Below are 14,912 nucleotides of genomic sequence, written 5' to 3' on the forward strand. Positions count from 1 at the left end.
TTCTCAGGCTCGGTTCGCGGTCACAGGCCGTAGCGCTCGCGCGCCTCCTTCACGGCCGAGGCCGGGACCTCGCCGCGGCGGGCCAGCTGGGCGAGGGCCGCGACGACGATCGACTGCGCGTCGACACCGAAGTGGCGGCGGGCCGCGTCACGCGTGTCCGACAGACCGAAGCCGTCCGCACCGAGCGAGGACCAGTCCTGCTCGACCCACTGCGCGATCTGGTCCGGGACCTGGCGCATGTAGTCCGAGACCGCGAGGACCGGGGACTCCACACCCTCCAGCGCCTTGCGGATGTACGGGGTCCGCTCCTCGCCGCGCAGCAGCGCCGCGTCGGCCTCCAGCGCGTCGCGCCGCAGCTCCGTCCAGGAGGTCGCGGACCACACGTCGGCGCCCACGCCCCACTCGGCGGCGAGCAGCTTCTGCGCCTCCAGGGCCCAGTGGATGGCCGTACCGGAGGAGAGCAGCTGGAGCCGCGAGGCGTTCGCCGGGAGGTCCAGGCCGGCCGACTCCGCCGTGTTGAAGCGGTACAGGCCCTTGATGATGCCCTCGTCGACCCCGGCCGGCTTGGCGGGCTGCGGCATGGGCTCGTTGTAGACCGTGAGGTAGTAGAAGACGTTCTGGTCCTCGCCCTCGGCGGCCTCGCCGTACATCCGGCGCAGACCCTCCTTGACGATCGCCGCGACCTCGTAGGCGAACGCCGGGTCGTACGTCAGGGCGGCCGGGTTGGTCGCCGCGATCACCGGGGAGTGGCCGTCGGCGTGCTGGAGGCCCTCACCGGTCAGCGTCGTACGGCCGGCGGTCGCGCCGACGAGGAAGCCGCGGCCGAGCTGGTCGCCGAGCTGCCACATCTGGTCGGCGGTGCGCTGCCAGCCGAACATCGAGTAGAAGATGTAGAACGGGATCATCGCCTCGCCGTGCGTCGCGTACGACGAGGAAGCGGCGATGAAGTCGGCCATGGAACCGGCCTCGGTGATCCCCTCGTTGAGGATCTGGCCGTTGACGGCCTCCTTGTAGTACATCAGCTGGTCGCGGTCGACCGGCTCGTACGTCTGGCCCTTCGGCGAGTAGATGCCGAGCGACGGGAAGAGCGACTCCATACCGAAGGTACGGGCCTCGTCCGGGACGATCGGGACCCAGCGCTTGCCGGTCTCCTTGTCGCGGACCAGGTCCTTGACCAGACGGACGAACGCCATCGTGGTCGCGATCGACTGCGAGCCGGAGCCCTTGTCGAAGGCGGCGAAGGCCTTCTCGGCCGGGGCCGGGAGCGGGGCGAGCGGCTGGACACGGCGGGCCGGGGCCGGGCCGCCGAGGGCCGCGCGGCGCTCCTGGAGGTAGCGGACCTCGGGGGAGTCGGCGCCGGGGTGGCCGTAGGGCACCACGCCGTCGACGAACTGCGCGTCCGAGATCGGCAGGTCGAGCAGGTCACGCATGGCCTTGAACTCGTCCGTGCTGAGCTTCTTCATCTGGTGGTTCGCGTTCTTCGACGCGAAGCCCTCGCCCAGGGTGAAGCCCTTCACGGTCTGCGCGAGGATCACCGTCGGCGCGCCCTTGAACTCCACGGCGGCCTTGTACGCGGCGTAGACCTTGCGCGGCTCGTGGCCACCGCGGGAGAGGTGGAAGCACTCCAGGATCTTGTCGTCGCTCAGCAGCTGCCCCATCGCGACGAGCGCGGGGTCGGAGCCGAAGAAGTCCTGGCGGATGTAGGCGGCGTCGCGGGTCTGGTACGTCTGGACCTGCGCGTCCGGGACCTCGCGGAGGCGGCGGACGAGGGCGCCGTTGGTGTCGAGCGCGAAGAGCTCGTCCCAGGCGTTGCCCCACAGCGACTTCACGACGTTCCAGCCGGCGCCGCGGAACTGGGCCTCCAGCTCCTGCACGATCTTGAAGTTGGCGCGGACCGGGCCGTCGAGGCGCTGCAGGTTGCAGTTGATGACGAAGGTCAGGTTGTCCAGACCCTCGCGGGCGGCGAGTGCGAGAGCCGCCGTCGACTCGGGCTCGTCCATCTCGCCGTCGCCGAGGAACGCCCACACGTGCGAGGACGAGACGTCCTTGATGCCGCGGTTGGTGAGGTACCGGTTGAAGCGCGCCTGGTAGATGGCGGAGAGCGGGCCCAGACCCATCGAGACGGTCGGGAACTCCCACAGCCAGGGGAGGCGGCGCGGGTGCGGGTAGGAGGGCAGACCGTTGCCGCCCGACTCCTGCCGGAAGTTGTCGAGGTGGGCCTCGGTGAGGCGCCCGTCGAGGAAGGCGCGGGCGTAGATGCCGGGGGAGGCGTGGCCCTGGATGTAGAGCTGGTCGCCGGAGCCGGCGGCGTCCCCGGACTCCTTGCCCTTGAAGAAGTGGTTGAAGCCGGTCTCGTAGAGCCAGGCGGCCGAGGCGAAGGTGGCGATGTGGCCGCCCACGCCGTGCTTGGCGCCGCGGGTCACCATGGCGGCGGCGTTCCAGCGGTTCCAGGCCGTGATCCGGCGCTCCATCTCCTCGTCGCCGTCGATCGCCGGCTCTGCGGAGGTGGGGATGGTGTTGACGTAGTCCGTCTCCAGCAGCTTGGGCAGGGCCAGGCCCGCGCCCTCGGCGTGCTGGAGCGTGCGGCGCATCAGGTAGGCGGCCCGGTGCGGGCCGGCGGCCTTGGTGACGGCGTCCAGGGAGGCCGCCCACTCGGCGGTCTCCTCGGTGTCACGGTCCGGGAGCTGGTCGAGCTCACTCGGAATCTTGCCTACGGGATCGGTCATGATCGCCGCCTTCCGGACAGATGGGGGTGGAGAAGGGGTGCCTTGTCTGGCAGGACAGGGCGAAGGGCCGGGTAGCGGCCCGCCGAAGACTGTAAGCCGACGATCGATGATCGATCAAAGGTTCCAGGGAGAAAACCTCTCCAGATCGAGAAAGTCGGCACAGGGTGCCGCGAAATCGGGCACCGGGTGCCTCGTTTTCGCAGGTGGGGAGCCGAATGAGAGCCCTCTCGCACGAATGAGCGGACCCCCTCGGTGGGGCCCGCTCATCGGGTACGGGGGTGCTGCCGGCGTCGGACGGGCCGTGCTCCGGGCTCCGCGCTCAGGGGCCGAGGCCGGCAGGCCTCTGGCTCAGGTCGCCAGGCCCTCGGGGCGCAGCCGAGGACTAGGCCCTCGGGGCGCAGCCGAGGACGTGGGCCTTGACGAGGGCGCCGATCTGCGGGTCGCCGCGGCGGAAGGCCTCCACGAGCTCCTGGTGCTCCTCCGCGTACGACTTCTGGACCGTGCCGAGCCAGCGGATGGACAGCGCCGTGAAGACCTCGATGCCCAGCCCCTCCCAGGTGTGCAGCAGAACGCTGTTCCCGGCGGCCTTCACCAACTCGCGGTGGAAGCCCACGGTGTGCCGCACCTGCGCCGTCCCGTCGGCCGCCCGGTCCGCCTCGTAGAGGGCCGCCACGTGCGGTTCCAGGGTCGAGCAGTCGGCCGCGAGCCGGTTCGCCGCCAGCTCCGCCGCGATCTGCTCCAGACCGGCCCGGACCGGGTAGCTCTCCTCCAGGTCCGCCGCCGTCAGATTCCGTACGCGCACGCCCTTGTTGGGGGACGACTCGATCAGCCGCAGCGACTCCAGCTCCCGCAGCGCCTCGCGCACCGGCGTCTGGCTGACCTCCAGCTCCGTGGCGATCCGGCGCTCCACGATCCGCTCGCCCGGCTTCCAGCGGCCGCTGACGATGCCCTCCACGATGTGCTCGCGGATCTGTTCGCGCAGCGAGTGGACGACGGGCACGCTCATGAAGCCGCTCCTTAAGGGACGCGTTGACACTCAAGACAATACGGCGGCGCCCCCACCCGGAAACACTTCCGGGCGGGGGCGCCGCAGGTGAGGCTTGTTACGTTGCCAACCCGACCTCGACCTACAGGCCGAGCTCGACCTCGAACTCGCCGGCCTCGAGGATGCCCTTGACGGCCGTCAGGTAACGGGCCGCGTCGGCGCCGTCCACCAGGCGGTGGTCGTAGGAGAGGGCGACGTAGGTCATGTCGCGGATCGCGATCGTCTCACCCAGGTCCGGGTGGTTGACGACGACCGGGCGACGGACCGTGGCACCGATGCCCAGGATGGCGACCTGGTTCGGGGGCACGATGATCGTGTCGAACAGCGCACCGCGCGAGCCGGTGTTGGAGATCGTGAAGGTCGCACCGGCGAGGTCGTCCGGCGTGATCTTGCCGGCGCGGACGGCGCCCGCGAGCTCCGCGGTCTTCTTGGCGACACCGGCGATGTTCAGGTCGCCCGCACCCTTGATGACCGGCGTCATCAGACCCTTCTCGGAGTCCACGGCGATGCCGATGTTCTCCGAGTCGAAGTACGTGATGGTGCCCTCGTCCTCGTTGATCCGGGCGTTGATGACCGGGTGGGCCTTCAGCGCCTGGGCCGCCGCCTTCACGAAGAACGGCATCGGGGACAGCTTGACGCCCTCACGGGCGGCGAAGGAGTCCTTCGCCTGCGCGCGAAGGCGCATCAGCTTGGTGATGTCGACCTCGACGACCGAGGTCAGCTGGGCCTGGCCGTGCAGCGCCTTCATCATGTTGTCGCCGATGACCTTGCGCATGCGGGTCATCTTGACGGTCTGACCGCGCAGCGGGGAGACCTCCAGGGCCGGAGCCTTCGGCGCGGCGGCCGGGGCGGCGGCGACGGGGGCCGGAGCGGCCTTCTTGGCCTCGGCGGCCGCGAGGACGTCCTGCTTGCGGATCCGGCCGCCGACGCCGGAGCCCTTGACGGACGCCAGGTCGATGCCGTTCTCGGAGGCGAGCTTGCGGACCAGCGGGGTCACGTAGGCACCGTCGTCCGCCGGCTGTGCGGCGGCGGGGGCGGCCGGAGCCGGGGTGACCGGAGCCGGAGCGGCGGCCGGGGCGGCGGGCGCGGCCGGAGCCGGAGCGGCGGCCGGAGCGGCCGGAGCCGGAGCCGGGGCAGCCGGAGCCGCGGGGGCCGGAGCCTGGGCGGCCGGAGCCGGAGCCGGGGCGGCGGCGGGAGCCGGGGCGGCCGGGGCCGGGGCGGCGGCCGGAGCGGCACCCGCGGCACCGATGACGGCCAGCTTGGCGCCGACCTCGGCGGTCTCGTCCTCGCCGACGACGATCTCCAGGAGGACACCCGAGGCCGGGGCCGGGATCTCGGTGTCGACCTTGTCGGTCGAGACCTCGAGCAGCGGCTCGTCGGCCTCGACGGTCTCGCCGACCGACTTCAGCCAGCGGGTGACGGTGCCTTCGGTGACGGACTCGCCGAGCGCCGGCAGGACGACGTCGGTGCCCTCGGCGGAACCGCCGCCGGAGGCCGCCTCGGCGGTCGGCGCCGGAGCCGGCTCCTGGGCCTCGGTGGACGGGGCGGCCTGCGGGGCCTCCTGCGCCGGGGCCGGAGCGGCCTCGGCGGCGGGGGCGGCCTCGGCGGCCGGGGCGGCGGCCGGCGCACCGGAGCCGTCGTCGATGATCGCGAGCTCGGCGCCGACCTCGACGGTCTCGTCCTCGGCGACCTTGATGGCGGCGAGGACGCCCGACGCGGGGGCGGGGATCTCGGTGTCGACCTTGTCGGTCGAGACCTCGAGCAGCGGCTCGTCGGCCTCGACGCGCTCACCCTCGGCCTTGAGCCAGCGGGTGACGGTGCCCTCGGTGACGCTCTCGCCGAGCGCCGGCAGGGTTACGGAAACCGGCATGGTTTCAGTTGCTCCTAACGAATTGCGGAAAGTGGTCGTCGCGCCCGTGATGACGTGAGTGTCAGTCGTGGGAGTGCAGAGGCTTGCCGGCCAGCGCCAGGTGCGCCTCGCCGAGCGCCTCGTTCTGCGTCGGGTGGGCGTGGATGAGCTGCGCGACCTCGGCCGGCAGCGCCTCCCAGTTGTAGATCAGCTGCGCTTCGCCGACCTGCTCGCCCATGCGGTCACCGACCATGTGGACGCCGACCACGGCACCGTCCTTGACCTGGACGAGCTTGATCTCGCCCGCGGTCTTCAGGATCTTGCTCTTGCCGTTGCCCGCCAGGTTGTACTTCAGGGCGACGACCTTGTCCGCGCCGTAGATCTCCTTGGCCTTGGCCTCGGTGATGCCGACGGAGGCGACCTCGGGGTGGCAGTACGTCACCCGGGGCACACCGTCGTAGTCGATCGGAACGGTCTTCAGACCGGCCAGGCGCTCCGCGACGAGGATGCCCTCGGCGAAGCCGACGTGGGCGAGCTGGAGCGTCGGGACGAGGTCGCCGACCGCCGAGATCGTGGGCACGTTCGTGCGCATGTACTCGTCGACGAGGACGTAGCCGCGGTCCGTCGCGACGCCCTGCTCCTCGTAGCCGAGACCGGCCGAGACCGGGCCGCGGCCGATGGCGACGAGCAGGACCTCGGCCTCGAAGGTCTTGCCGTCGGCCAGCGTGACCTTGACGCCGCTGTCGGTGTACTCGGCGGACTGGAAGAACGTGCCGAGGTTGAACTTGATGCCGCGCTTGCGGAAGGCGCGCTCAAGAAGCTTGGAGCTGTTCTCGTCCTCGACCGGGACCAGGTGCTTCAGGCCCTCGATGACCGTGACGTCGGTGCCGAAGGACTTCCACGCGGACGCGAACTCGACGCCGATGACACCGCCGCCGAGGATGATCGCGGACTCCGGGACGCGGTCCAGGGTCAGCGCGTGGTCCGAGGAGATGATCCGGTTGCCGTCGATCTCCAGGCCCGGCAGCGACTTCGGTACGGAACCGGTGGCGAGGAGGACGTGACGGCCCTCGACGCGGCGGCCGTCCACGTCGACGGAGGTCGGGGAGGAGAGGCGCCCGTGGCCCTCGATGTACGTCACCTTGCGGGAGGCGACGAGACCCTGCAGGCCCTTGTAGAGGCCCGAGATCACGTCGTCCTTGTACTTGTGGACGGCCTTGATGTCGATGCCCTCGAAGGAGGCCTTGACACCGAACTGCTCCGCCTCGCGGGTCTGGTCGGCGACCTCGCCGGCGTGGAGCAGGGCCTTCGTCGGGATGCAGCCGTTGTGCAGGCAGGTGCCGCCGAGCTTGTTCTTCTCGATCAGTGCGACGTCCAGGCCCAGCTGCGCTCCGCGCAGCGCCGCGGCGTAACCGCCGCTACCGCCGCCGAGGATCACTAGGTCGAAAACGGTGCTGGCGTCGTTCGCCACGTCACGTCCTCCATGCATGTGCGCCGGGCGCCGGGCACCCCGTCCCGAATCCGGGGGGATTGACCGGCCGGTCGGCTGGTGTTCGGCCGCTTTTTATTCGGCCCTGTGGTGGGGGCCCTGTCCTGCCGAGAACCCATCTTCGCACTTGTTGCCGGGAGGCGGGACGCGGGGCCGGTGTGTGAGACCGGGCGATCGTCCGTACGGGCGGGTAACAGCGGCGTACGAACCTACGGATTTCGTCGAGAGCGCAACGGCCCCTTGGGGCGGCGGCTCCACGACGGGCTCCGCGGAGGACGGGCACGCCGCGGCCCCCGGGGCGATTCCCGGGGGCCGCGACGACCGGGGACGAACCCGGGGGACGGTCAGAGCTCGCCGTCGGCCGTGCGCTCGGCCAGCTTCACCAGGGTGCGGACCGCGGATCCGGTGCCGCCCTTCGGGGTGTAGCCGTAGGGCGCGCCCTCGTGGAAGGCCGGGCCCGCGATGTCGAGGTGGGCCCAGGTGATGCCCTCGCCGACGAACTCCTGGAGGAACAGACCGGCGACCAGGCCGCCGCCCATCCGCTCGCCCATGTTCGCGATGTCCGCGGTCGGGGAGTCCATGCCCTTGCGCAGGTCCGCCGGGAGCGGCATCGGCCAGGACTGCTCGCCGACCTCCTCGGCGATCTCGTGGATCGCGGTGCGGTAGTCGTCGTCGTTGGCCATGATGCCGAAGGTCCGGTTGCCCAGGGCGAGCACCATCGCGCCGGTCAGGGTCGCCACGTCGACGATCGCGTCCGGGTTCTCCTCCGAGGCCCTGGTCAGGGCGTCGGCGAGGACGAGACGGCCCTCGGCGTCGGTGTTGAGGACCTCGACGGTCTTGCCGCTGTACATGCGCAGCACGTCGCCGGGGCGGGTGGCCGAGCCGGACGGCATGTTCTCGGCGAGCGCCAGCCAGCCGGTCACGTTGACGGCGAGCCCGATGCGGGCGGCGGCGACGACCGCGGCGAAGACGGCGGCCGCGCCGCTCATGTCGCACTTCATCGTCTCGTTGTGGCCGGCCGGCTTCAGGGAGATGCCGCCCGAGTCGTAGGTGATGCCCTTGCCGACGAGGGCGAGGGTCTTCTCCGCCTTCGGGTGGGTGTAGGCGATCCTGACCAGGCGCGGGCCGCGGACCGCTCCCTTGCCGACGCCGAGGATGCCGCCGTAGCCGCCCTTGTCGAGCGCCTTCTCGTCGAGCACCTGCACCTTGAGGCCGTGCTCCTTGCCGGCGGCGGTGACGATGGCGGCGAACGTCTCGGGGTAGAGGTCGTTCGGCGGCATGTTGATCAGGTCGCGGGCGCGGTTGATCTCCTCGGTGAGCGCCAGCGCGCGCTCGGCGGCGGCCTTGAAGGCCTTGTCACGCGGCTTGGCGCCGAGCAGGGCCACCTCGGCCAGCGGCTTCTTGGCGTCCTTGCCGTTCCGGCTCTCCTGGTACGCGGTGTAGGCGTACGCACCGAGCAGCGCGCCCTCGGCGATCGCCTCGGCGCCCTCGGGGTCGGTGAACGGCAGCGCGAACGCGGCCTTCCTGGCGCCGTTCAGGGTGCGGGCGGCGGTACCGGCGGCGCGGCGGAGCGTCTCGGCGCCGTACGTCTCGCCGTCCTCGGGGGCGGAGCCCAGGCCGACGGCGAGCACGACGGGGGCCTTCAGGCCGGCGGGGGCGGGCAGCTTGGTGGCCTCACCCTCGGCTCCCGCGGCGCCCAGGGTCTCCAGGACGGCGGCGAGCCTGCCGTCGAACGCCTTGTCCACGGCCTCGGCGCCCGGGGCGACGACCAGGCCCTTGCCGGACTTCGCGACACCGACGACGAGGGCGTCGGCGCGCAGCGTCGCGGCGCCGGCAGTGCTGAGAGTGAGAGCAGTCACGGTGGTGAAATCTCGCTTCCATTGAGTTCTGTGGCGGTCGAGGGATGGGCCGACCGTGCCCGCCGCATCGTATTTCGGCCCGGAGAGCGCCGAGAACGAGCCTACGCTCGCTCTTCGTGTTCGCTCACGGCGACGGTGATTCACTCATCCGTGGTGTCTCTTTCATGTTTACCCCTCAAGGTCGGAGAGCTCGTCCACACTCGGCTCATTCGCGCAAGGGCGGCAGCCGCCTCTTTGCATCATCCGCATCATCTCCACAGGTCCCCCCACTCCGGCGGGCCTGTCGAGGGGGGACACCACACCGATGGACTCTGCTGGATCCCGCATGCCCCGAACTGCCAGGACGGCCACTCTCGTCGCGGCCGCGCTCCTCGCCACCGTCGTGCCGTCGGCGGGAGCGAGCGCCGCCGCGCCGCCCGTCCCGCGGGTCGACCTCACCGTCCTGGTCGTCGACGACGGCGGCAGCGCCGTGGAGGCGATCACCGCCGAGCTGCGCTCCACCGGCGTTCCGTACCGCCGGGTCGATCTGGCCGATTCCAGTCGCCCGGTCATCGACGCGGCCTTCCTCAGCGACACCGTCTCGGGGCGCCCCCGGGCCAAGTACCAGGGCGTCGTCCTGCCCCACGAGTCCGCCTTCGGACCCGACTCGGCCGAGCAGGCGGCGCTCGTCTCGTACGAGCGGACCTTTGGCATCCCGCAGGTCGACGCCTACACCTGGTCCCACCCCGGCGTCGGACTCGACTACACCAACGAGGGCGGCTTCTCCGGTCCCCTCGACGGGGCCTCCGCAGGCATCACCGCCGCGGGCAAGGCCGGCCCCTTCGGCTACCTCGACGGACCGCTGACCTTCGAGGACAACGACCCGTCGATCTCCGAGAGCTACGGGTACGCGGGCCGCCCGCGCGAGGGCTTCACCAGCTACCTCGACATCCCCGTCGAGGGCGGTGCCGACGGCGCAAGGGCCAGCCTGATCGGCGAGTACGCCCACGACGGCCGTCGCGAACTGGTCGTCACCTTCGCCTACAACCAGTACCAGCGCCAGTTCCGGGCCCTCTCCCGCGGCATCGTCGCATGGCTCACCCAGGGCATCCACCTCGGCCAGAACCGGAACTACTTCTCCGTCCACGTCGACGACGTCTTCGCCCCCGACGCCCGCTGGGACACCGACCGCAACTGCACCCCGGGCGACTTCGACTGCCCCGGAGGCGACGGCGAGGCCGGCGAGGCCCCGATCCGTATGACCGCCGACGACGCCACGTACGCCGCCGCCTGGCAGAAGTCGGCCGGCTTCACGATGGACATGGTCTACAACGGCGGCCAGGGCGAGCAGTGGAAGACCGAGCACGGGGGCACCGACCCGCTCGCCACCCGGCTGATCGCCGACCGGGCCCAGTACCGCTGGATCAACCACACCTACACCCACCCCTTCCTCGGCTGCGTCCAGAACACGGCCACGGTCCCCTGGCAGTGCGCGAAGACCGCTGCCGGAGCCACCCGGTGGACGAGCCGGAGCACGATCTCCGGGCAGATCCGCGACAACCACAACTGGGCCGTCGCCAAGGGCATCTCCGTCGACCGCACCGAGCTCGTCACCGGCGAGCACTCGGGCCTCAGGACCGGGCCGCAGCAGCCCGTCGACAACCCCAACCTGGCCGGCGCGCTCTCCGACAACGGCGTCAGGTGGATCGCCAGCGACAACTCCCGCGAGCCCCAGCAGCGCGCCGTCGGCGCCGCGAAGACCGTCCCGCGCCACCCCATGAACGTGTACTACAACGTGGGGACCGCGGCCGAGATGGCCGACGAGTACAACTGGGTCTACACCTCGCGGGCCGACGGCGGCAGCGGGATCTGCGAGTCCAACCCGGCCTCCACCTGCCTGCCCGCACCGCTCGACACCGCCACCGGGTACGCCACCCACATCGTCCCGCAGGAGGCCCGCACGGCCCTCTCCCACGTGGTGGCGAACGACCCGCGCCCGCACTACGTCCACCAGTCCAACCTGGCCGAGGACCGCATCCTCTACCCCGTCCTCGACCGGGTCCTCGCCGACTACCGGGGCCTGTTCGCCGACAACACCCCGCTGGTGACCCCGCGTCAGCGCGAGGTCGGCGTCGAGCTGGACCGTCGTGCCGCCTGGGACCGGGCGCTCGCGGCCGGCCAGGTCACCGCGTACCGCATCGGCACCGCCGTCACCGTCAAGGCGCCGTCCGGGGTGACCGCCCCGATGACCGTGCCCGAGGGGACGCGCAAGCAACTCGTGCTCGGCACCGAGGTGTTCGGGACGCCCTACGCCGGTGCGCGGTCGGCGTGGACCGCGCCGGAGGTCCTGCAGTCCGCGATCACGCTCAAGCTCCCGACCGCCTGACCACTTGCCCGTACGTTCTGGGGGAAACGCACATGCCGAGCAGTGGCCGTCACGTCACCATGCTCACCGAAGGCACCTATCCGCACGTCCACGGGGGAGTGAGCACCTGGTGCGACCAGCTCGTCCGGGGCATGCCCGAGGTCGACTTCCAGATCCTCGCCCTCACCGGCAGCGGCCGCGAACTCGTGACCTGGGAGCTGCCGCCGAACATCTACCGTCACACCGCCTTCCCGCTCTGGGGCTCCGCCCCGGAGCGGGGCCGGGCCCCACGGGGCCGTGAACGCCGCCGCTTCACCGACACCTACGAGCGCTTCCTGCTCTCCATCCTCGACCCCGGCGCCGGCTGCGACTTCGGCGAGAGCCTCTACGCGCTTGCCGACCTGGCCCGGCGCGGCGGCCTCACCGCCGCCCTGCGCTCCGAGCGGGTGCTGCGCTCGCTGATGTGGATCTGGACCATGCCGCACCTGCCGACCGCCGCGGCCCGCCCCACCGTCCACGACGCGCTCACCGCCACCGACCTCCTCGAACACGCGCTGCGCCCGCTCGCCGCCCGGATACCCGACGACAGCGTCGCGCACGCGGTCTCCAGCGGACTCGCGACCCTGCCGGCGCTGACCGCCCAGCACTTCGAAGGAGTGCCCTTCCTGCTCACCGAACACGGCATCTACCTGCGCGAGCGCTACCTCGGCTACCGCACCGAGGCCCAGCGCTGGCCGGTCAAGGCCCTGATGCTCGGCTTCTACCGCGAGCTGAACAGCCTCGGCTACCGCAAGGCCGACCTCATCACCCCCTGCAACCAGTACAACCGGCGGTGGGAGGAGCGAGGCGGCGCCCCCGTCGACCGCATCCGGACCGTCTACAACGGCGTCGACCCGGCCGCCTTCCCCGACGCGGGACCCGAGCCCGAGGTCCCCACGCTCAGCTGGTGCGGCCGCGTCGACCCCATCAAGGACCTGGAGACCCTGATCCGGGCGTACGCCATCACCCGCGCCGAACTGCCCGAGCTGAGGCTGCGGTTGTTCGGCCCGGTCCCGGCGGGCAACGAGGACTACCGGACCCGGCTGGAGAAGCTCGCCGCCGAGCTGGGCGTGACCGACGGCATCACCTTCGAGGGACGGGTCTCCGACGTCGCCCGCGCCTACGCGGCCGGGAGCGTGGTGATGCTCTCCTCGATCAGCGAGGGCTTCCCGTTCTCCCTGATCGAGGCGATGTCCTGCGGCCGGGCCACGGTCTCCACCGACGTCGGCGGCGTGCGCGAGGCCGTCGGCGACACCGGGCTCGTCGTCCCGCCGCGCGAACCGGCCGTGATGGCCGCGGCCGTCACGGAGCTGCTGCGGGACGGCGCGCGCCGGGCCGAACTGGGGCGCAGGGCCCGGCAGCGGGTGGTCGACCGGTTCACCCTGCACCGCTCCGTGGACGGCTTCCGCCGGATCTACCGCGAGCTCGCCGGCCGGCCCGTCCCCGCCGCGCCGGAGGCGCAGGACTGGACGGCGCTCCTCACCGACCCCTGGCGCCCGGAACTCGTCGGCGGAGGCTCCCTGTCATGAGCGGCTCCCTCTGGCTGAAGAACGGCACCATGCGCGACACCCTGCCGGTGATCCCCCGTCAGCGCGCCGCCGACGCCCCGCACGGGGCCTACGCCGTCGATCCCGTCGACGAACTCGCCGACCGGCTGCGCGCGCTGGCGGCGAACGCGGTGCACCCGGACGAGATAGCGGCGATCCTGGAGTCCGACGGCATGACGGACGACCACATACGGCTCACCTACGGGCGCGCCGACTCCTTCGCCCTGGCCGAGGACATCTACGCGCGCGTGGAGCGCCACCACACCCGGCCGGACACCGCGCCCGCCGGGCCGTGGCACCTCGGGCTCGGCGGCTGTCTGCTGCGCGGCCTGGTCTTCGCCCTGCCCGGGCTCGCCTACGTCCTGGGCGCCCCGCTCCTCGTCGGCTCGGGCACGGCTCCGCTGCTCGCGGGGGCCGTGGCCGGGTGGGTGTGGAACCAGGCCCTGTCCCACCGCGCGTACTCCTGGCTCGGTCTCGGCGACCCCGGGGCCGCCGCCCGCGCCCTGCTCCTCGGCGCCCCGGCGGGCGCGCTCCTCGGCTCGGCGGTCGCCTTCGCGGCCGCCGGCCCCGGCCAGTGGCCCGTCGTGCTCTTCGCGGCCGGCCAGTCGCTCTACCTGGGCGCGGCGACCGTCCTGCTCGTCCTCGGCCGCGAACGCGCCCTGCTCTGCGCGCTGTCACCGCTGCTGGGGGCGGTGCCCGCGTTCTGGTACGACCTTCCCGACCCGCTCAGGGCCGGGCTGCCGGCCCTCTCCCTCGCGGCCGCGGTCGTCTTCGCGGCGCTCGTGCTCCGCCCGGGCCGCCGCTCGCCACGGCCCCGCTCGGGCCCCCCGCTGGCCGCCTCCCTCCCGTACGGCCTGTTCGGTCTCGGCACCGGACTGCTCGTGCTGTACGCGGGGACCGGCGACGCCCTCGTGACGGGCGCCGGGCCCGTGGTCGCGCTCACGCTCTCCATGGGGCCCGCCGAGTGGCTGCTGCACCGCTTCCGCAGCCGGAGCCTCGCCGGGCTGCGCAGGCTCACCACCGCCCGGGCGTTCCGGCGCGCGGCGGCGGGGAACCTCGCCCACTGCCTCGGCGCCTATCTCGCCGTCCTCCTCGCCCTGGCCGCCGCCGGCACCCAGCTGTGGCCGGGGGCCCAGGCGCTGGGCGGCGAACGGCTGCTCGGACTGCTGCTCGTCGGGGTGGTGCTCTGGCTCGGCCTGCTGCTCCAGGCCTTCGGTGCCGTGCGCAGCGCGGCGGCGGTGTGCGTGCTCGCCGCCGGGGTCCAGACCCTCGCCCCGACGTCGGGCCCGGCGGTCTCCGCCGTGGCCGCCGCCCTGCTCACCGTCCTGACCTGCGCGCTTCTCGTCCGCCCGACCGCCCACCGTGTCTGAGGAAGGCATGTGAACCACCCCTCGCTCCTCGTGCCCTTCTACGAGCACCCCGCCGACCGGCCCGAGGCGTGGGACGCCGTGGTCGAGGCGGCGCCCTCGCTGTACGGCGTCGTCCTCAACCCGGCGAACGGCGCGGGACCGGCCCCCGATCCCGCGTTCGCCGCCGTCGCGGAACGGCTCCGCGCCGCCGGGGTCCGTGTCCTCGGCTACACCGACACCGCGTACGGGCGCCGCCCGCACGGCGAGGTCGTCGCCGAACTGCTGCGCCACCGTGACTGGTACGGGGCCGACGGCGCCTTCCTCGACCAGGTGCCGACGGCGCCCGAGGGCCTCGCCCACGTCCGCCGCATCGGGGTCGCCGCCCGGGCCGCCGGTGCCCGCACGCTGGTTCTCAACCACGGCGCCCACCCCGACCCCGGGTACGCCGAACTCGCCGACCTGCTGGTCACCTTCGAAGGCCCCTGGGACTCCTACCGCGGCCTCGACCTGCCCGTCGCCGACCACTACTGCCACCTGGTCTACGGGGCGCCCCACGACGCCCTCCCGACGACCCGCGTCCACTGCGCGGTCCCGGGCACCGGCACCCACCCGTGGGGCACGCTCCCGCACGGCCTGCAGCCGGTCGGCTGACGACAGGGCCTAGA

Annotated in this window: 9 protein-coding genes; 4 read left to right on the forward strand and 5 right to left on the reverse strand. The window is 72.3% G+C overall.

Annotation, left to right across the window (positions count from 1 at the left end; all coding sequences use genetic code 11):
* Positions 1–20 precede the first annotated feature (20 nt).
* From aceE to M5362_RS07950, 5 genes are all read right to left on the reverse strand, one after another.
* Positions 21–2,726, reverse strand: a complete 2,706-nt coding sequence (aceE, locus tag M5362_RS07930; protein WP_260226621.1) for a pyruvate dehydrogenase (acetyl-transferring), homodimeric type — start codon at positions 2,724–2,726, stop codon at positions 21–23.
* Between the two features lie 382 nt (positions 2,727–3,108).
* A complete protein-coding gene (locus M5362_RS07935) occupies positions 3,109–3,732 on the reverse strand; it encodes a GntR family transcriptional regulator (RefSeq protein WP_260226622.1) in 624 nt (207 codons plus the stop codon).
* A 121-nt stretch (positions 3,733–3,853) separates the two neighbouring features.
* Positions 3,854–5,641 (reverse strand): 2-oxoglutarate dehydrogenase, E2 component, dihydrolipoamide succinyltransferase, encoded by a 1,788-nt coding sequence (sucB, locus tag M5362_RS07940; protein ID WP_260226623.1) that lies wholly within the window; start codon positions 5,639–5,641, stop codon positions 3,854–3,856.
* Positions 5,642–5,702: 61 nt separating this feature from the next.
* Positions 5,703–7,091: a dihydrolipoyl dehydrogenase gene (gene lpdA, locus M5362_RS07945; protein WP_260226624.1), complete on the reverse strand. Its 1,389-nt coding sequence runs from the start codon at positions 7,089–7,091 to the stop codon at positions 5,703–5,705.
* 362 nt (positions 7,092–7,453) lie between these two features.
* The gene (locus tag M5362_RS07950; protein WP_260226625.1) at positions 7,454–8,968 is read right to left on the reverse strand and encodes a leucyl aminopeptidase; all 1,515 of its coding nucleotides are present in this window, start codon (positions 8,966–8,968) and stop codon (positions 7,454–7,456) included.
* A 325-nt stretch (positions 8,969–9,293) separates the two neighbouring features.
* Between M5362_RS07950 and M5362_RS07955 the strand changes: the two genes are divergently transcribed.
* Genes M5362_RS07955 through M5362_RS07970 form a run of 4 tightly spaced genes read left to right on the forward strand, consistent with a single transcriptional unit; the run spans position 9,294 to position 14,898 of the window.
* Positions 9,294–11,333, forward strand: coding sequence for a hypothetical protein (locus tag M5362_RS07955; RefSeq protein ID WP_260226626.1), 2,040 nt, complete (start codon positions 9,294–9,296; stop codon positions 11,331–11,333).
* A 32-nt stretch (positions 11,334–11,365) separates the two neighbouring features.
* Positions 11,366–12,880, forward strand: a complete 1,515-nt coding sequence (gene pelF / locus M5362_RS07960) for a GT4 family glycosyltransferase PelF (RefSeq protein ID WP_260226627.1) — start codon at positions 11,366–11,368, stop codon at positions 12,878–12,880.
* Positions 12,877–14,268, forward strand: a complete 1,392-nt coding sequence (locus tag M5362_RS07965) for a hypothetical protein (RefSeq protein ID WP_260226628.1) — start codon at positions 12,877–12,879, stop codon at positions 14,266–14,268. The genes pelF and M5362_RS07965 overlap by 4 nt, the downstream gene beginning before the upstream one ends.
* A 9-nt stretch (positions 14,269–14,277) precedes the next feature.
* The gene (locus M5362_RS07970; RefSeq protein ID WP_260226629.1) at positions 14,278–14,898 is read left to right on the forward strand and encodes a spherulation-specific family 4 protein; all 621 of its coding nucleotides are present in this window, start codon (positions 14,278–14,280) and stop codon (positions 14,896–14,898) included.
* Positions 14,899–14,912 lie beyond the last annotated feature (14 nt).

Source organism: Streptomyces sp. Je 1-79 (assembly GCF_025195125.1).
In the GTDB taxonomy this organism is placed as follows: Bacteria; Actinomycetota; Actinomycetes; order Streptomycetales; family Streptomycetaceae; genus Streptomyces.

Excerpts from the sequence above, each read along its gene's own strand:
- aceE (WP_260226621.1), bottom strand. The coding sequence starts at position 2,726 with ATGACCGATCCCGTAGGCAAGATTCCGAGTGAGCTCGACCAGCTCCCG.
- M5362_RS07935 (WP_260226622.1), bottom strand. The coding sequence starts at position 3,732 with ATGAGCGTGCCCGTCGTCCACTCGCTGCGCGAACAGATCCGCGAGCAC.
- sucB (WP_260226623.1), bottom strand. The coding sequence starts at position 5,641 with ATGCCGGTTTCCGTAACCCTGCCGGCGCTCGGCGAGAGCGTCACCGAG.
- M5362_RS07955 (WP_260226626.1), top strand. The coding sequence starts at position 9,294 with ATGCCCCGAACTGCCAGGACGGCCACTCTCGTCGCGGCCGCGCTCCTC.
- pelF (WP_260226627.1), top strand. The coding sequence starts at position 11,366 with ATGCCGAGCAGTGGCCGTCACGTCACCATGCTCACCGAAGGCACCTAT.
- M5362_RS07965 (WP_260226628.1), top strand. The coding sequence starts at position 12,877 with ATGAGCGGCTCCCTCTGGCTGAAGAACGGCACCATGCGCGACACCCTG.